Source organism: Ochrobactrum teleogrylli (assembly GCF_037482325.1).
Lineage (GTDB): Bacteria > Pseudomonadota > Alphaproteobacteria > Rhizobiales > Rhizobiaceae > Brucella > Brucella teleogrylli.
Genome location: NZ_JBBHKQ010000001.1, coordinates 128,159 through 145,446 on the forward strand (window position 1 = coordinate 128,159; position 17,288 = coordinate 145,446).

Here is a 17,288-nt window from a genome sequence, read left to right on the forward strand (position 1 = left end):
GGGATTGATGGCTAAAGGTGTTATCGTATTGGCCGCCGGGGGAACGGGCGGCCATCTTTTTCCGGCGGAAGCGCTGGCGCATGAATTGAAGTCTCGCGGCTGGGATGTACATCTGGCGACCGATGCCCGGGCGCAGCGTTTTGCAGGCGCTTTCGATGAAAGCCATGTGCATGTGATCCGTTCTGCGACCATTGCGGGCCGCAATCCGATTGCGCTGCTCAAAACATTCTGGTCGCTGTGGCAGGGCAATCTCGATTCACGCAAATTGTTCCGCCGCTTGAAGCCGCAGCTTGTCGCTGGTTTCGGCGGTTACCCGACCTTGCCGCCGCTTTATGCGGCCAGCAATATGCATATTCCGACGCTGGTGCATGAACAGAACGCCGTGATGGGCCGCGCCAACAAAGGCCTTGCGGGGCGCGTCAAGGCGATTGCAGGCGGGTTTCTGCCGGAAACAGGCGGTGCCTTTGCCGACAAAACGGTCACGACCGGCAATCCGGTGCGCCCGCCTGTGTTGGCGGCAGCCGCCACGCCTTACAAGCAAGCCAAGCCGGACGAGCGGTTTCGTCTTTTGGTTTTCGGCGGCAGTCAGGGTGCGCAGTTCTTCTCAAACGCGATACCGGCTGCTGTTGCTCTTCTGCCCGAGAAGGAACGCGCGCGACTTCTGATCACCCAGCAGGCGCGCAAGGAAGACGAAGCTTCCGTGCGCGAGGCCTACAAGAAGCTTGGCATTCCAGCCGATGTGGCCCCGTTCTTCAACGATATGCCGGCACGCATGGCGGATGCGCATTTCGTAATTTCGCGCTCCGGCGCATCGACGGTTTCGGAAATAACGGTGATCGGTCGTCCGGCCATTCTGGTGCCATTCCCCCATGCGCTTGATCACGATCAGGCGGCCAATGCCGAAGCACTTAGCCGTGCAGGCGGCGGCGAGGTCGTGCGACAGGCTGAGCTTTCGCCTGAACGCCTCGCGCAAATCCTGCAATCGGCGATGAATGAGCCGGAAAGGCTCGAAAATCAGGCAAAAGCTGCAAAAAGCGTCGGCAAGCCGGATGCTGCGCGGTTGCTTGCCGATCTGGCAGAGGCTATTGCAACTGGCAAATCAGTTCACGAATTCAAAGAAGGAACTCGGCCATGAAAATGCCGCTGAACATCGGGCTCGTCCATTTCATCGGAATTGGCGGCATCGGCATGAGTGGCATCGCCGAGGTGCTGCATAATCTCGGATACAAGGTCCAAGGCTCGGATCAGTCGGACAGCGCCAATGTGCAGCGTCTGCGCGAGAAGGGCATCGAGGTTTTCGTCGGCCACAAGGCAGAGAATCTCGGCGATGCGGAAGTCATCGTCGTTTCGACCGCAATCAAGAAGACCAACCCGGAATTGGCCGCTGCCCGCGAAAAGCTGCTGCCCATCGTGCGCCGCGCTGAAATGCTGGCCGAACTGATGCGCTTCCGCCGCGCTGTTGCCATTGGCGGCACGCATGGCAAGACGACCACCACTTCCATGGTGGCAGCGCTTCTGGATGCAGGGCATCTCGACCCGACGGTCATCAATGGCGGCATCATCAACGCCTATGGCACGAATGCCCGCATGGGTGACGGCGACTGGATGGTGGTGGAAGCCGACGAAAGCGACGGCACCTTCCTCAAGCTGCCCGCCGATATCGCGGTCGTGACCAATATCGATCCGGAACATCTCGACCATTACGGCAACTTCGACAATGTGCGCGCCGCTTTCGCGCAGTTCGTCGAGAATGTGCCGTTCTACGGTTTTGGCGTCATGTGCCTCGATCATCCGGAAGTGCAGGCGCTTGTCGGCCGCATCGAGGATCGTCGCATCATCACCTATGGCCAGAACCCGCAGGCGGAGGTGCGTTTTGTCAATCAGCGCATGGAAGGCGCTGCGAACCTGTTCGACGTGGTGATCCGTTCGCGCAAGGGCGATGCCGTCGAGATCAAGGATCTGCGCCTTCCGATGCCGGGCCTGCACAATGTTTCCAACGCCACGGCGGCGATCGCGGTCGCGCATGAACTGGGCATTTCCGCTGACGATATTCGTCGCGGCCTTGGTTCATTCGGTGGCGTGAAGCGCCGCTTCACCCATACGGGTTCGTGGAACGGCGTCGAGATTTTCGACGATTATGGCCATCACCCAGTGGAAATCCGCGCGGTGCTGAAAGCCGCACGCGACGCAACAACTCAGGCAGGTGGTCGCGTGATCGCCATTGTGCAGCCACACCGCTACACCCGCCTGCACAGCCTGTTCGACGAATTTGCCGCATGCTTCAACGATGCCGACACGGTCATCGTCACGCCGGTCTATACGGCGGGCGAAGACCCTATCGAAGGCGTGAACTCCGAAACGCTTGTCAGCCGCATCAAGACGGCGGGCCATCGCGATGCGCGCTACGCCAGCGGGCCGGAAGCTCTGGCCCCGCTCGTTGCCTCCATCGCGCAGCCGGGCGACTTTGTCGTCTGCCTCGGCGCGGGCAACATCACGCAATGGGCCTATGCGCTGCCCAAGGAACTCGCCGAACAGGGTAAGAAGTAATGGACTATCACCCGATGGAAAGCGGCGAGGCGCTTCTGAAGAAGCTTGACGGCAAGCTGTCGGGCCTGCGCGGGCGTCTGACGCCCGATACGGGCATGGACAAGATCACCTGGTTTCGTGCCGGTGGACCGGCACAGGTTCTGTTCCAGCCCGCCGACGAGGAAGACCTGTCGAATTTCCTGAAGGCAGTGCCGGAAGAAATACCGATCCTCGTGGTTGGTATCGGTTCCAATCTGCTCGTGCGTGACGGGGGCGTTCCCGGCTTTGTCGTCAGGCTTTCCGCAAAGGGGTTTGGCGAGGTCGAGCGCGTTTCCGAAACGCAGCTCAGGGCAGGCACAGCGACGCCAGACAAGCGCGTGGCAGCGGCGGCGCTGGAAGCGGGCCTTTCGGGCTTCCATTTCTACCACGGCATTCCTGGTGGCATCGGCGGGGCGTTACGCATGAATGCGGGCGCCAATGGTGTGGAAACGCGCGAGCGCGTTGTGGAAGTTCGCGCACTCGACCGTAAGGGCGAACTGCATGTGCTTTCGAATGCCGATATGGGCTATGCCTATCGCCATTCTTCGGTATCGCCGGAGCTGATCTTCACCTCGGCGCTGTTCGAGGGCGCTCCGGGTGACCGCGAGGATATCCAGCGCGCCATGGACGAGGTGCAGCACCACCGTGAGACGGTGCAGCCTGTGCGCGAAAAAACTGGCGGCTCAACTTTCAAGAATCCTGAAGGCACGTCTGCCTGGAAGGAAATCGACAAGGCGGGCTGCCGTGGATTGCGTATCGGCGGTGCCCAGATGTCGGAGATGCACTGCAATTTCATGATCAATACCGGCACTGCGACCGGGCATGATCTGGAGACTTTGGGCGAGACAGTTCGCGCAAAAGTTTTTGAGTCGTCAGGGATTCGCCTCCACTGGGAGATCAAGCGTCTCGGTTTGTTCCGCGACGGCGAGCGCGTAGAAGAGTTTCTCGGCAAAGTTTAATAAAAAAATTGCCCGGATTTTCTGCCTGAAATTCCGGGCTTTTTTGCCTTCGCAAGCGACGCGTAAGGTTCGTCCCTTTTGATAGGGTCTTGTCACGGAATCAATCCTCTGATTCTTTATGGTTAACCACACAGTGATTTGATTCGGCAGGATTTTCCTGCCGTGGACGTCTGCGGCCCGCGCCGCTGGGCTACTCGGACTCTGTTCTTGATTCACCGCGCAGGGGATTGCGCAGAGGGGATGCTTAACATGACGGGAAAACACGTCGCCGTTTTGATGGGTGGGTTCTCCTCCGAGCGTCCTGTCAGCCTGTCGTCCGGCGCGGCCTGTTCGGCGACCCTGGAAAAGCGCGGCTACCGTGTGACCCGCATCGATGTGGATCGCAATGTCGCCAGTGTTCTCGCCGAGCTGAAGCCTGATGTCGCCTTCAATGCGCTGCACGGCCCATTCGGTGAGGATGGCGCCATTCAGGGCATCCTCGAATATCTCCAGATTCCCTACACCCATTCCGGCGTTCTCGCTTCCGCGCTCGCCATGGATAAGGATCGCGCCAAGAAGGTTGCTGCGGCGGCTGGCGTGGCCGTCGCGCCGTCGCGTCTGATGAACCGTTTCGATGTCGGTTCCGAACATCCGATGGAGCCGCCTTATGTGGTCAAGCCGGTGCGTGAAGGTTCAAGCTTTGGCGTTGTGATCGTCAAGGAAGACCAGACCCATCCGCCGCAAATCATCGGCTCTGCGGACTGGAAATATGGCGACGAAGTTCTGGTTGAAAGCTACATCGCTGGCCGCGAATTGACCTGCGCCGTGATGGGCGACCGCGCCATGGATGTCTGCGAGATCGTTCCGGTCGGTCATCAGTTCTACGATTATGATTCAAAATATGTTGCAGGCGCATCAACTCACGTGTGCCCGGCAAAAATTTTACCAAATATTTACCAAAAAATACAAACAATGGCCCTTACGGCGCATCGGGCAATCGGGTGTCGGGGCGTAAGCCGGTCGGACTTCCGTTTCGATGATCGTTTTTCAGAAGAAGGCGAAGTTATCTGGTTGGAAGTTAACACCCAGCCGGGGATGACGCCCACCTCGCTCGTGCCTGATATCGCCAAAGCGGCTGGTATCTCTTTCGGTGAATTGTTGAGTTGGATGGTGGAGGACGCGTCTTGTTTGCGTTGAACGGCAGAAATGATGGATATAGGCGCTCGGGCGCGATGCGAGACGCATCGGCGATGAATGTCGCATTCGTCCTGCCGCGCTTTCTGCGCAAGCCGTTTCGCTTCGCTGCCCGTCTGTTTCAGGGCAATGTCAGCATTCCACGTCATGCCGGAACCATTGGCATGCTGGGCTTCCTCGGCGCCACCGGCATTTACGGCATGGTTGTTGGCGGTCACTCGCAGGATGTGGTGAAGGCTACGGCCTCGACGCTCGGTTTCGCCATCGAGGATGTCAAGGTCGTCGGCAATCACGAGACCTCCGATATCGATATTCTTGGGCAGCTTAACCTTGATGGCGAAACTTCGCTGGTCGGCCTGAACGCTGAAGAAGCGCGCGCCGCCATCGCACAGCTGCCATGGGTGCAGAGCGCCGAAGTGCGCAAGGTTTATCCGGGTACGGTTCAGGTTGCGTTGCATGAACGTCAGGCCTTCGCCATCTGGCAGAACGACAAGGAATTGTCGCTGATCGATGCCGAAGGCGACACCATCGTGCCTTTCCGCGCCGGGCGTTACAACACGCTGCCGCTTGTGGTTGGCGACGGCGCTGAAAAGGTCGTTAAGGGCTTTGTCGACGAGGTCGCAAACTATCCGGCGCTGGCTGGCAAGGTTCGCGCTTATATCCGCGTCGCTGACCGTCGCTGGGACCTTCTTCTGGACAATGGCGTGCGCATCATGCTCCCGGCGGAAGATCCGCTGAAAGCGCTCGCACAAATCCAGAAACTCGATGAGGAAAAGCAACTTCTCACCCGCGATATCATGGCGGTCGATCTTCGTCTGGATGATCGTGTGACCGTTCAGCTGACGGCAAGCGGTATGGAACAGCGCCAGAAGTTCCTGGCGGAGCGTAAGAAAGAATTGGCCCGCACGGGGAAGCGCGTATGAGTATTCTGGGCGGTAAGGGATCATCTCAAGGCGGAACTGCAGGGCGCAAAGTGCGCCTGCTCACGGTTCTGGATGTTGGCTCAAGCAAGGTGTCCTGCGTCATCGCAAGGTTGCGTCCGCATGAAGGCGGCGCGCTTCTGCCAGGCCGCACGCACCGCATGGAAGTGCTGGGTATCGGTCATCAGCGTTCGCGTGGCGTGAAATCCGGCGTGATCATCGATCTCGATGCCGCCGAACAATCCATCCGTCTCGCCGTCGATGCCGCAGAGCGCATGGCCGGTCTGACCGTCGATAGCCTGATCGTGAATATTTCGGCCGGCCGCCTCAAGAGCGAAACCTTCACCGCGAGCGTCAATCTCGGCGGTCATGAAGTCGAACAGACCGATATTCGCCGCGTTCTCGCAGCTGGCGCGAAACAGGCTCTGGCCGCTGAACGTCACCTCGTTCACTCGCTGCCGATCGGCTACACGCTCGATGGCGAGCGCGGCGTTCGCGACCCGCAGGGCATGCTGGGCGACAGCCTCGGCGTTGACATGCATGTGCTGACGGCTGATGCCGCTCCGCTGCGCAATCTCGAGCTTTGCATCAATCGCTGCCATCTGTCGGTCGAGGCCATTGTTGCGACGCCTTATGCAAGCGGTCTGTCTGCTCTGGTCGGCGATGAAGCCGAAATGGGTGCGGCCTGCATCGACATGGGTGGCGGCACCACGACGATTTCTGTCTTCTCCGAAGGCAAATTCATTCACGCCGATGCAGTTGCCATCGGCGGCAATCACGTCACGATGGATGTGGCGCGCGGTTTCTCCACTCGCATGGAAGACGCCGAACGCCTGAAGGTCATGTATGGCTCGGCGCTGCCAAGCGCTGCCGACGACCGCGATCTCATCTCCGTCTCGCCGATTGGCGACGACGAGCGTGATGTACCCAATCAGTATCCGCGGTCGGTTTTGACGCGGATTATCCGTGCAAGAGTGGAAGAAACGCTGGAACTGGTTCGCGACAGGCTGAACCAGTCGGGTCTCGGACACATTGTCGGCAAGCGTGTGGTTTTGACCGGCGGCGCAAGCCAATTGCCGGGCATGCCGGAGGCCGCCAGACGAATCCTTGCAAGAAATGTACGAATCGGGCGTCCTCTAGGAATAGCGGGATTGCCTGAGGCGGCTAAGGGGGCAGCTTTTGCCGCGACCGTCGGACTTCTGATCTACCCGCAGGTGGCCGGGATAGAAGAGCGGTCGGTAAAAGCAGCTTCCTCCGGTCTTATGACCGGTACGGGTGGGCGCATTCAACGTGTCAGCCAATGGCTGAGGGAGAGTTTCTGAGTAACCGATCTTTGAGTGAACAGTCGAATTTTCCGGGACGTGACCATCTGGGTAACAACCAATCAGCACCGCAGCGGCGAAAAGCGGTGACGGGCTTTAAGAGGAACAAGGACCAATGACTATCAATCTGCAAAAGCCGGACATCACCGAGCTGAAGCCCCGCATCACCGTTTTCGGTGTCGGCGGTGGCGGCGGCAATGCAGTCAACAACATGATCAATGCCGGTCTTCGCGGTGTGGATTTTGTTGTGGCCAACACCGACGCGCAGGCTTTGACCATGTCGAAGTCCGACCGCATCATCCAGCTCGGCGCTGCCGTGACGGAAGGTCTCGGCGCAGGTTCCCAGCCCGAAGTCGGTCGTGCCGCTGCTGAAGAATGCATCGACGAAATCGTCGATCACCTCAATGGCACGCATATGTGCTTCGTCACCGCAGGCATGGGCGGCGGCACCGGCACCGGCGCAGCTCCAGTTGTTGCCCGCGCAGCACGTGAACGCGGTATCCTGACCGTCGGCGTCGTGACCAAGCCTTTCCATTTCGAAGGTGCGCGCCGCATGAAGACGGCCGATCTCGGCATCGAAGAACTGCAGAAGAACGTCGATACGCTTATCGTCATTCCGAACCAGAACCTCTTCCGCATTGCCAATGACAAGACCACCTTCGCCGACGCTTTCGCGATGGCCGATCAGGTGCTCTATTCGGGTGTTGCCTGCATCACCGATCTGATGGTCAAGGAAGGCCTCATCAACCTCGACTTTGCTGACGTTCGCTCGGTCATGCGCGAAATGGGCAAGGCGATGATGGGCACCGGCGAAGCTTCCGGCGAAGGCCGCGCAATGGCTGCCGCCGAAGCTGCCATCGCCAACCCGCTGCTCGACGAAACCTCGATGCGTGGCGCCAAGGGCCTGCTGATTTCGATCACCGGCGGTCGCGACATGACCCTGTTCGAAGTCGACGAAGCTGCAACGCGTATCCGTGAAGAAGTTGATCCGGAAGCAAACATCATCCTCGGCGCAACCTTCGACGAAGGTCTCGAAGGCGTCATTCGTGTATCCGTGGTTGCTACCGGCATCGACAAGCAGATCGGAGATGCGGCGCCTGCGCCGCTGGAATTTCGCCAGCCAGTAAAGCAACCGACCTCGCAGGCCAAGCCTATGGCTCCGCATGGCGCTCTGCGTCCTCCGGTCGTTGAACAGCCGCGTCAGGCTGACCCGATTGCGCAGGCAATCCAGTCTGCCGAAGTCGATATGCCGATTGCAGCTGCGCCAGCCGCACCTGCTGCATCCGCAGAGCCTGATTTCCGTCCGCAGAGCCGCATTTTCCAGGCACCTGCACCGGAAGCCTTCGAACGCGCACCGGTTGCTCGCGCACCGATGCCTCAGGCTCACGCTGCTCAGGCCGCTCAGCCGCAGGCTTACCAGCAGCCGCAGCAGATGCATGCAGAACCGGCCCGCGAACCGCGCCCGGCTCCACGTATGCCAGCCGTTTCGGATTTCCCGCCGGTTGCACAGGCTGAAATCGCCGCCCGTCGCGCTCCGCAGCAGCCACAGCCTGCTCAGGAAGAGCCACGCGGCCCGATGAGCCTTCTCAAGCGCCTGACCCACGGTCTGTCGCGTCGTGAAGAAGAGCAGCCTGCAGCCCGTCTGGAGCCTGCGCAGCATCGCGAACCCGGCATGCGTCCGGCTGAACGCCGCCCGATGCAGCAGGACGGCTCGATCTACGCACCGCGTCGTGGCCAGCTCGATGATCAGGGCCGCCCGCAGCCGCGTGCAGCTTCGGAAGACGACCAGCTCGAAATCCCGGCCTTCCTGCGCCGTCAGTCGAACTGATCGAACACCGACATAAAATTTCAGAAAGCCCGCCTGTCTCAGGTGGGCTTTTTGTATTTTGCGGGAAATGCTGGAATAAAACGGCTTTTATGGTAATAGAGCGTAAGAAAGCGTGATTTTGTCCGAACGTTCCGGCTCACTATTTTATATGTGGTCGGTTGTTTTGGGGCTCACACGGGGTTGTGATTCTTTTTGTCTTCCCTGCCGCTAATTTTGCCATATCTAACAGATTAATCCGTTTGAGGATTAGATGTGCGATTGCGGGAGCAGGGTACGCCAGCGAGCAAGTGCGGCCTGTTTACGCCTGCGCGTATATTCTTGATTATGAATAGATTGGAACAGTCTTGAGCGCTTATCAGAAGACAATTGGTCGTGCGGTGACCCTCTCCGGTGTGGGTGTCCATGGTGGCGCTCCGGCTTCGGCCACGTTTCTTCCTGCCGATGCGGATACGGGTATTGTCTTCCAGCGCTCGGACCTGAAAACCAGCGCGCGCGAAATCCGTGCCCATGTTTCGGAAATCGGCGCGACTGACCTGTGCACCTCGCTTGGACCGAAAGAAGCGAAGATCGATACGGTCGAGCATCTGATGGCCGCTATTGCAGCGCTTGGCATCGACAATCTGATTGTCGAGGTTGATGGCCCGGAAGTGCCTATTCTTGATGGCACCTCGGCGCGCTTCATCGAAGCGCTCGATGAGGCGGGCATTGTCACGCAGCAGGCCAAGCGCCGTTTCATCCGTATTCTCAAGACGGTTCGTGTGGAAGCCGGTGGCTCCTGGGGCGAGTTCCGCCCGTTCTCCGGCACGCGGTTTGAAGTGGAGATCGATTTCGAATGCCCGCTGATCGGTCGTCAGAAATTTGCCAATGACATGGACGAGGCGGTGTTCCGCAAGGAAATTTCCACTGCACGCACCTTTGGCTTCATGAAGGATGTGGAGCGTCTTTGGGCCTCCGGTCATGCGCTGGGCTCATCGCTCGACAATTCTCTGGTCATCGGCGACGACAATTCGGTCATCAATCCGGGTGGTCTGCGCTTCAAGGACGAGTTCGTACGTCACAAGACGCTGGATGCGGTGGGTGATCTGGCGCTCGCCGGTCTGCCGTTTATCGGCTGCTTCCGGTCCTATCGCAGCGGTCATCGCCTGAATGCAGAGACGGTGAAGGCGCTTCTCGCCGACAAGAGCGCTTTCGATATCGTTGAGGCATCCGGCGTGCGTCGCAATGCGAAGAGCTCGGATTTCGTTGCGGTGAAGCCGAATATCGCGGCACCCTGGGCGCTTTAAACCTCTCGCAGCATCGTCCACAATAATTTGGATGATCCCGGCGCACGGCCTTAATTGAGCCGTGTTCACCGGTTCACCATTGCGATGCGAGTCGCCTTCCGTTTTGCGGCGGGTCGATCAGGGGACCAATCTTCACGGTTCACAGGATGCGAAGGAGCCGTCCGGACAGTGTTTCGGCCAAAATCTGGCGATTGTAGAGCTAGACGATTGCGCCTGCATGTGGTTTATGGACGGCCAAAACAGCCTTGGCACTGTTTAATCTTTGCCAAAGTTGAATGATTTGGATGGATGAAGCACGGTTGCAATGCTACAAGCGCGCACGTTGCTTCAAACAGGAATGACGCTGCCAGAAGGCCGGAGACCGCATGACGAGTTTCAAATTCACGGGTGTGACGAAAACTGCGCTGTTGACTGGCGCTATCGCCGTTCTTATCCCGCTCGCCGGTTGTGCCAGCAAGGACGACGATATCGATCTCACCAAGTATGTTGAGACGATCGATCCTGCCGACAAGCTCTATAATGAAGGTCTGGCCAATCTGGATGCAGGCCGTCTCGACGAAGCCTCCAAGAAGTTCGCTGCCATCGACCGCCAGCATCCCTATACGGAATGGGCACGCAAGGCGCTCGTGATGGCTGCCTTCACCAATTACCGCAAGGGTAACTACGAAGAAGCGATCAGCATGGCGAAGCGTTACAACACGCTTTACCCGACATCGCCCGAATCGGCTTACGCCTATTACATCATCGGTCTTTCCTACTTCCGCCAGATTCCGGACGTGACACGCGATCAGGCTGCCAGCCGCCGCGCCATTGCCGCGATGCAGGAAGTGGTCGATCGCTTCCCGGATTCGGAATATACCGACGATGCGAAGGCCAAGATCCGCTTCGCCCGCGACCAGCTCGCCGGCAAGGAAATGCAGGTCGGCCGCTATTATCTGGAACGCAAGGAATATCTGGCCGCCATCAAGCGCTTCCGCGGTGTGGTCGAGGAATATTCCAACACCCGTCAGGTGGAAGAAGCGCTGGCGCGTCTGGTCGAAGCCTATTATGCGCTCGGCCTGACCTCGGAAGCCCAGATGGCCGCTTCGGTTCTCGGCAAGAATTTCCCGGACAGCCAGTGGTACAAGGACAGCTACAAGCTCTTGCAGAGCGGTGGTCTGGAACCACGCGAAAACGGTGGTTCATGGCTGGCCAAGGCTTCGTCGCTCATCACGGGCGGCGGTTCATAACAGTTTGAGCCCGACATGCTGTCGCACCTCTCGATCCGCGATATTGTCCTGATTGAAAGGCTCGACATCGAGTTCAAGACCGGCTTGTCCGTGCTGACGGGCGAGACCGGCGCCGGTAAATCCATCCTGCTTGATTCGCTGTCGCTGGCGCTCGGTGCGCGTGGCGACGCTTCACTGGTTCGCCACGGGGCGGATCAGGGGCAGGTGACGGCGGTATTCGATGTGCCGGGCGGTCATCCGGCCCGACTTTTCCTTCGCGAAAATGGTTTTGACGATGACGGCGACGTCATCCTGCGTCGCCTCCAGATGGGCGATGGGCGCACGCGCGTCTTCATCAACGATCAGGCGGCAAGCGTTGCACTGTTGCGCGATCTGGGTCGCAGGCTGGTGGAAATCCACGGCCAGCATGATGACCGTGCGCTGATCGATACCGATCTGCACCGGACATTGCTGGATGCTTTCGGCGGTCTCGACGCCGAGGCGGTCGTAGTGCGCGAACGGCACAAGGCGTGGCGCGATGCGGAAACCGCCTTGTCGCGTCATCGCGCTCGCGTGGAAGCAGCCGAGCGCGAAGGTGACTATCTGCGCTCTTCCGTGGAAGAATTGACCAAGCTTGATCCGCAGCCCGGCGAGGAAGACGAACTCGCCGAACGTCGCGCGGTGATGATGAAATCTGAAAAGATCGCCGGTGATGTGAACGAAGCGGGCGAGCTTCTGTCGGGCAATGGTTCGCCAGTGCCGACACTGGCAAGTCTGGTGCGCCGTCTGGAACGTAAAATCCCGGAAGCGCCGCATCTGCTGGAGCCGGTCTGCAAAGCCATCGATGAAGCACTGAACAGTCTGGCTCTGGCGCAGGACGGAATCGACCACGCCATGCGGGAGATCGATTTCGATCCGCGCGTGCTGGAACAGGTGGAAGAGCGCCTGTTCGCGCTGCGTGCGGCTGCGCGCAAATATTCGGTCGCTGTGGAAGGCTTGCCTGCGCTGCGCGACAAGATGGACGCCGATCTAGCCGAGCTGGACGCAGGCGCGGAAAAGCTGGTGCAGCTTGAAGCGCAGGCGACCGAGACACGCGCTGCCTATGACGCGGCGGCGGCGGAATTGTCCGCCCGGCGCAGAGATACCGCGGAGCATCTGAAAGATGCCGTCATGGCGGAACTGCCCGCGCTCAAGCTGGAACGCGCTGAGTTCCTCGTGGAGATGATCACCGACCCGCAAGCGCGCGCTGCCGAAGGTATCGACACGGTGGAATATTGGGTGCGCACCAATCCGGGCACGCGCGCCGGTCCGATGATGAAGGTTGCTTCCGGCGGCGAGCTGTCGCGTTTTCTTCTGGCGCTGAAGGTGGCGCTGGCGGATCGCGGTTCCGCGCCGACGCTGGTTTTCGACGAAATCGATACGGGTGTGGGCGGTGCCGTGGCGGATGCCATCGGCCAACGTCTGGCGCGGCTGTCGTCGCGGGTGCAGGTGCTTTCGGTCACCCATGCGCCGCAGGTGGCGGCCCGTGCATCGACGCATTTCCTGATTGCCAAATCTGCAACCCATGAAGACCGCATGTCGACATCGATCCGGTCCATCGGCGTGGATGAGCGTCAGGAAGAAATCGCCCGTATGCTCGCCGGTGCCAGCATCACCGATGAGGCGCGCGCGGCGGCGGAGCGACTGCTCGCGGAAAACAGCGCTCTGGCCTCCTGACAGCTATCTGACAGTATCCTCTGTTCGTAAAGTCAGGCGGCTGTAGGCTAAATGACTTTTCTTGGATATGTTTCTGGTCGATTCAGATAGCCAGGATGCTTGTCGCATATGTCCGAAACTCCCGTTGAAAAACTGACCGACCTTGAAGCTGCTGCCGAACTGGAGCGACTGGCGCGTGAGATTGCTCATCACGATGAGCTTTATCATGCCAATGACAGGCCGGAGATTTCGGATGCCGATTATGACGCGCTAAAGCGGCGTAATGAGGCGATAGAAGCGCGTTTCCCGAAACTGGTGCGCGATGACAGCCCTTCGCGCCGTGTGGGCGCAGCGCCTCTGCTGGCGACTTTTGCACCTATCGTGCATTCGCGGCCCATGCTGTCGCTGGACAATGCCTTTTCGGACGAGGACGTGCGCGATTTCGTCGGCAGCGTCTATCGGTTTCTGGGGCAATTGCCGGACAGTTCCATCGCCTTTACCGCCGAGCCGAAGATCGACGGGCTTTCCATGTCGATCCGCTATGAAAACGGTGTTCTGGTCAGCGGCGCAACGCGCGGCGACGGTACGACGGGCGAAAACGTGACCGCCAATATCCGTACCATCGGCGAGATCCCAAACCGGCTCCCGGCGGGCGCGCCATCGGTGGTGGAAGTGCGCGGGGAGGTCTATATGGCCAAGAGCGACTTTCTGGCGCTCAACGCCCAAATGGAAGCCGAAGGCAAGCAGACCTATGTGAACCCGCGCAACACGGCGGCTGGTTCGCTGCGCCAACTTGACGCCAAGGTGACGGCAAGCCGCAAGCTTCGCTTCTTCGCTTATGCCTGGGGCGAGATGTCCGATATGCCAGCCGATACGCAGCTTGGCATGGTCGAGGCTTTTCGCAGCTGGGGTTTCCCCGTCAATCCGCTGATGAAGCGCCTGTCGAGCGTCGATGAACTGATCGCCCATTACCGTGCCATTGGTCTGGAGCGCCCCAATCTCGACTACGATATCGATGGCGTGGTCTATAAGGTCAATCGGCTCGATCTGCAGACGCGGCTTGGTTTCCGCTCGCGCAGCCCGCGCTGGGCGATTGCGCATAAGTTCCCGGCGGAACAGGCGACCACCATTCTGCGCGGCATCGATATTCAGGTCGGGCGCACCGGTGCGATGACGCCAGTAGCGCGACTGGAGCCGATCACCGTCGGCGGCGTGGTGGTGACCAATGCCACGCTGCACAATGAGGATTACATCAAGGGCATCGGCCAGAAGGGCGAGCCGATCCGCGAAGGGCGCGACATTCGCATCGGCGATACGGTGATCGTGCAGCGCGCTGGCGATGTCATTCCGCAGATCGTCGATGTGGTGCTGGAAAAGCGGCCCGCCGGTGCGGTGCCATTTCCGTTCCCGCACCAGTGCCCGGTCTGCGGCAGTCATGCCGTGCGCGAGGAAGGCGAGGCCGTCTATCGTTGCACGGGCGGGCTGACCTGCGCTGCGCAGGCCGTTGAGCGTATTCGCCATTTCGTGTCGCGCAATGCCTTCGACATTGAGGGTCTGGGCGAAAAGCAGGTCGAGTTTTTCTTCCATGCCGAAGATGAGAGCCTGAAGATCAAATCGCCTGCCGATATTTTCACGCTGCAAAAGCGTCAGGCTGCATCGCCACTCAAGAAGCTGGAAAACATCGAGGGTTTTGGAGCAACTTCGGTGAAGAAGCTCTATGACGCGATCAATGACCGCCGTGAAATTGCGCTGAGCCGCTTCCTGTTCGGCCTCGGTATCCGCCATGTCGGCGAAGTCAACGCTAAGCGTTTTGCACGCGCTTATCTTTCCTATGCCGCTTTTGAGAAAGCGGCTCTGGAAGCTCAGCCTCCCAAAGGTGGCGACCGCACCGACAAGGGTAATGATGCCTGGCAGGATATGCTGGCCGTCGAGGGCATCGGCTCCATCGTGGCGGAAGCGGTGGTGGATTTTTACGGTGAGCCGCATAATCGCGACGTGCTGGCCGCTCTTCTGGCGGAAGTGACCCCGCTTGACGAAGCGGCGCGTGTCGCCACCGGCTCGCCGGTGGAAGGCAAGACGGTGGTGTTTACCGGCAGTCTGGAACGCATGTCCCGCGACGAGGCCAAGGCCATGGCGGAGCGCTACGGCGCGAAGACCGCCGGTTCCGTCTCCAAGAAAACCGATCTTGTGGTGGCGGGTCCGGGTGCTGGCTCCAAGCTCGCAAAAGCCGCAGAGCTTGGCATCGAAGTCATCGATGAAGACGCCTGGTTCACGCTCGTCGGGGAGGGCTGATCGAATGGCACCGTTCAAGGGGTTTGGCGACAAGGCTATTCCATTTTTGAAGGCGCTCGATTTCCACCAGAACCGGGAATGGTTTGTGGAGAACAAGGATCTCTTTGAGGAACACCTGAAAGAGCCGCTTGGCGATCTGATTGAAGAACTGAGCGCACGCTTTGAAAAAGCGGGGCTTGGCTTCAAGGGCGACCGCGTCAAATCGCAGTTCCGCATCAAGCGCGATACGCGGTTTTCCAAGGACAAAGCGCCCTATAACCGGCACCTTTCGGCGCTGCTTTCACGCTCCGGTACCAAATGGGACGAAAGCGGCTGTTTTTATGTCTGCATCGGTCTGCCCGGCGTGCGCGATTGCTATGCCGGTGTTGCCTGGTGGGGGCCAAAACCGAAGCTTCTGCTGGCCATCCGCAAAGCGATTTCCGAGAAGCCCCAAGAATATCGCGCCGTGGTCGCAAAGCTGAAAAAGAACGGCTTGCAGATCAGCAGTAACGACCGCCTGAAACGGACGCCACGCGGCTTTGAAAGCGTGACGGAACCCGATCTCGTGGAGGCGATTCGCAATCGCCATTTCGCCGTGCGCATGGAGATCGATCCGGACAGCATCACTGAGGTAGCGCTTGCGGACCGGCTGGTTGACTTTGTCGAGCGCGCGCGGCCTCTGGTTGACTGGATCAGAAAGATTGAAGGCACCCTGCCGCCCGATCAGCCGGATTGATCGCCACATCAATTATCTGCATGAGTGGTGCCTAAATGTTGCGTCAGTCAGATAAACTGACCGCACCGTCTCTATTTGTATGATTTTTACCGGAAACGTATTCCAACACGTCATGGAATTGCCTAAGAGCCTGTTCCAAAAGTCGTCCTGTGTGGCTGCAAATGGCAATTTTCTACGTTCCGGTGCTCACGTACCTTAAGTACGCTCCGCTCCGGTACTCGAAAATCACCATTTTCGCACACACATGCCGCTTTTTGATTCAGGCTCTAATGGCTCCTTGGCTGAAGGAGGGGATTCCGTGGACCAGGGTTTCAGGCCTGCAAAGGTCTCTGCGAGCAGCGAGTTTATCGAAGGCGCGAAACGTGCAGTGCCGATTGTGCTGGCGGGTTCACCTTTCGGCGTGTTGTTCGGTGCGGTCGCTATCGATAATGGCCTGTCCGTCGGCGAAGCGGTGTTTATGAGCGCATCGCTCTATGCCGGCGCCAGCCAGATGGTTGGCCTCGACCTGTTCGGGCAGAATATCACACCATGGATGATTGTTCTCTCCATCTTCGCGGTCAATTTCCGCAATGTGCTCTATTCCGCGACAGTAGGGCGGCGCATCCGCCACTTTTCATTCTTGCAGAAGGCCGTCGCCTTCTTCGTGCTGGTCGACCCGCAATATGCGGAGGTGGAGATTCGCAGCGAAGCAGGCAAGAAGATCAGCTTCTCGTGGTATATGGGGCTGGGGCTGACGACCTATATTTGCTGGATTCTGGAAACATGGGTTGGCGCGATGTTCGGCGACCTGATTTCCGATCCTTACGCGATTGGCGTCGACTTCCTGCTGCCGATCTACTTCCTCGGCATGGTGATGAGTTTCCGGCATCGCAGGCATTGGTGGCAGGTGGTTGTCGTCAGCGCGATTTCTGCCATCGCCGCCTATAAATTCGTCGGTTCGCCCTGGCATGTAACGCTTGGGGCCGCCGGGGGCGTGTTGCTTGCCGCGCTTCTCGCTAAGCCGCAGAATGCGAAGGTTTGACGCCCATGGATACCACGACCTGGATCATCATTGCCGCAGCCTTCTTCACCTATCTGACCCGTATTGGCGGGCATCTGGTTTTGTCGCGTTTTGAGCGTTTGCATTATCGTGTGGAAGCGGCGCTGAATGCAGTGCCTGCGGCTGTGCTGACGGCGATTGTCGCCGCACCCGCATCCGATCATGGCTGGCGCGAACTGCTCGTGCTGGCCGTTTGCGTCATCCTGTCCTTGCGGGTCAGCATGATGACGATGTTCTTTGCTGGCGCAGCGCTATTGATTGCGCTACGCCATTTTTTCCCCATTTGAAC

General features: G+C 59.2%; 14 protein-coding genes. All 14 read left to right on the plus strand.

The genetic code is table 11. The features are described 5' to 3' along the window. Window positions 1–7: 7 nt before the first annotated feature. The 14 genes from murG (at window position 8) to WIX40_RS00750 (ending at window position 17,286) form a co-directional block, all read left to right on the plus strand. On the plus strand, window positions 8–1,135 hold the full coding sequence (gene murG, locus WIX40_RS00685; protein WP_339437979.1) for an undecaprenyldiphospho-muramoylpentapeptide beta-N-acetylglucosaminyltransferase: 1,128 nt from the start codon (window positions 8–10) through the stop codon (window positions 1,133–1,135). Further along, window positions 1,132–2,547, plus strand: a complete 1,416-nt coding sequence (gene murC / locus WIX40_RS00690) for a UDP-N-acetylmuramate--L-alanine ligase (RefSeq protein ID WP_140024179.1) — start codon at window positions 1,132–1,134, stop codon at window positions 2,545–2,547. Before murG ends, murC begins: the two co-directional genes overlap by 4 nt. A 14-nt stretch (window positions 2,548–2,561) precedes the next feature. Next, window positions 2,562–3,524, plus strand: a complete 963-nt coding sequence (murB, locus tag WIX40_RS00695) for a UDP-N-acetylmuramate dehydrogenase (protein ID WP_339440899.1) — start codon at window positions 2,562–2,564, stop codon at window positions 3,522–3,524. A gap of 249 nt (window positions 3,525–3,773) precedes the next feature. Beyond that, complete coding sequence (locus WIX40_RS00700) at window positions 3,774–4,700, plus strand: D-alanine--D-alanine ligase (protein ID WP_339437983.1); 927 nt, start codon at window positions 3,774–3,776, stop codon at window positions 4,698–4,700. Further along, window positions 4,688–5,620, plus strand: a complete 933-nt coding sequence (locus WIX40_RS00705; RefSeq protein ID WP_109369409.1) for a cell division protein FtsQ/DivIB — start codon at window positions 4,688–4,690, stop codon at window positions 5,618–5,620. The genes WIX40_RS00700 and WIX40_RS00705 overlap by 13 nt, the downstream gene beginning before the upstream one ends. Next, the gene (gene ftsA / locus WIX40_RS00710) at window positions 5,617–6,939 is read left to right on the plus strand and encodes a cell division protein FtsA (RefSeq protein WP_109369408.1); all 1,323 of its coding nucleotides are present in this window, start codon (window positions 5,617–5,619) and stop codon (window positions 6,937–6,939) included. Before WIX40_RS00705 ends, ftsA begins: the two co-directional genes overlap by 4 nt. A 115-nt stretch (window positions 6,940–7,054) precedes the next feature. Beyond that, complete coding sequence (gene ftsZ, locus WIX40_RS00715; protein WP_109369407.1) at window positions 7,055–8,767, plus strand: cell division protein FtsZ; 1,713 nt, start codon at window positions 7,055–7,057, stop codon at window positions 8,765–8,767. A 344-nt stretch (window positions 8,768–9,111) separates the two neighbouring features. Then, window positions 9,112–10,050, plus strand: a complete 939-nt coding sequence (gene lpxC / locus WIX40_RS00720) for a UDP-3-O-acyl-N-acetylglucosamine deacetylase (RefSeq protein WP_121536396.1) — start codon at window positions 9,112–9,114, stop codon at window positions 10,048–10,050. A gap of 365 nt (window positions 10,051–10,415) precedes the next feature. After that, the gene (locus tag WIX40_RS00725) at window positions 10,416–11,279 is read left to right on the plus strand and encodes an outer membrane protein assembly factor BamD (RefSeq protein WP_109369405.1); all 864 of its coding nucleotides are present in this window, start codon (window positions 10,416–10,418) and stop codon (window positions 11,277–11,279) included. Window positions 11,280–11,294: 15 nt separating this feature from the next. Next, a complete protein-coding gene (recN, locus tag WIX40_RS00730; protein WP_140024178.1) occupies window positions 11,295–12,974 on the plus strand; it encodes a DNA repair protein RecN in 1,680 nt (559 codons plus the stop codon). A 108-nt stretch (window positions 12,975–13,082) separates the two neighbouring features. Further along, window positions 13,083–15,245 carry an NAD-dependent DNA ligase LigA gene (gene ligA, locus WIX40_RS00735; RefSeq protein ID WP_339437990.1) on the plus strand — a complete coding sequence of 721 codons (2,163 nt, stop codon included), beginning with the start codon at window positions 13,083–13,085 and terminating at the stop codon, window positions 15,243–15,245. Window positions 15,246–15,249: 4 nt separating this feature from the next. After that, window positions 15,250–15,960, plus strand: coding sequence for a DUF2461 domain-containing protein (locus WIX40_RS00740; protein WP_121536390.1), 711 nt, complete (start codon window positions 15,250–15,252; stop codon window positions 15,958–15,960). 298 nt (window positions 15,961–16,258) lie between these two features. Next, complete coding sequence (locus WIX40_RS00745; RefSeq protein ID WP_121536388.1) at window positions 16,259–16,981, plus strand: AzlC family ABC transporter permease; 723 nt, start codon at window positions 16,259–16,261, stop codon at window positions 16,979–16,981. 5 nt (window positions 16,982–16,986) lie between these two features. Further along, window positions 16,987–17,286: a branched-chain amino acid transport AzlD family protein gene (locus WIX40_RS00750; protein WP_121536386.1), complete on the plus strand. Its 300-nt coding sequence runs from the start codon at window positions 16,987–16,989 to the stop codon at window positions 17,284–17,286. The last annotated feature ends 2 nt before the right edge of the window (window positions 17,287–17,288 follow it).

Coding starts and splice junctions, on each gene's coding strand:
- recN (WP_140024178.1), top strand. CDS start 11,295: ATGCTGTCGCACCTCTCGATCCGCGATATTGTCCTGATTGAAAGGCTC.
- WIX40_RS00750 (WP_121536386.1), top strand. CDS start 16,987: ATGGATACCACGACCTGGATCATCATTGCCGCAGCCTTCTTCACCTAT.
- WIX40_RS00700 (WP_339437983.1), top strand. CDS start 3,774: ATGACGGGAAAACACGTCGCCGTTTTGATGGGTGGGTTCTCCTCCGAG.
- ftsA (WP_109369408.1), top strand. CDS start 5,617: ATGAGTATTCTGGGCGGTAAGGGATCATCTCAAGGCGGAACTGCAGGG.
- ligA (WP_339437990.1), top strand. CDS start 13,083: ATGTCCGAAACTCCCGTTGAAAAACTGACCGACCTTGAAGCTGCTGCC.
- ftsZ (WP_109369407.1), top strand. CDS start 7,055: ATGACTATCAATCTGCAAAAGCCGGACATCACCGAGCTGAAGCCCCGC.
- murG (WP_339437979.1), top strand. CDS start 8: ATGGCTAAAGGTGTTATCGTATTGGCCGCCGGGGGAACGGGCGGCCAT.
- murB (WP_339440899.1), top strand. CDS start 2,562: ATGGAAAGCGGCGAGGCGCTTCTGAAGAAGCTTGACGGCAAGCTGTCG.
- murC (WP_140024179.1), top strand. CDS start 1,132: ATGAAAATGCCGCTGAACATCGGGCTCGTCCATTTCATCGGAATTGGC.
- WIX40_RS00740 (WP_121536390.1), top strand. CDS start 15,250: ATGGCACCGTTCAAGGGGTTTGGCGACAAGGCTATTCCATTTTTGAAG.
- WIX40_RS00725 (WP_109369405.1), top strand. CDS start 10,416: ATGACGAGTTTCAAATTCACGGGTGTGACGAAAACTGCGCTGTTGACT.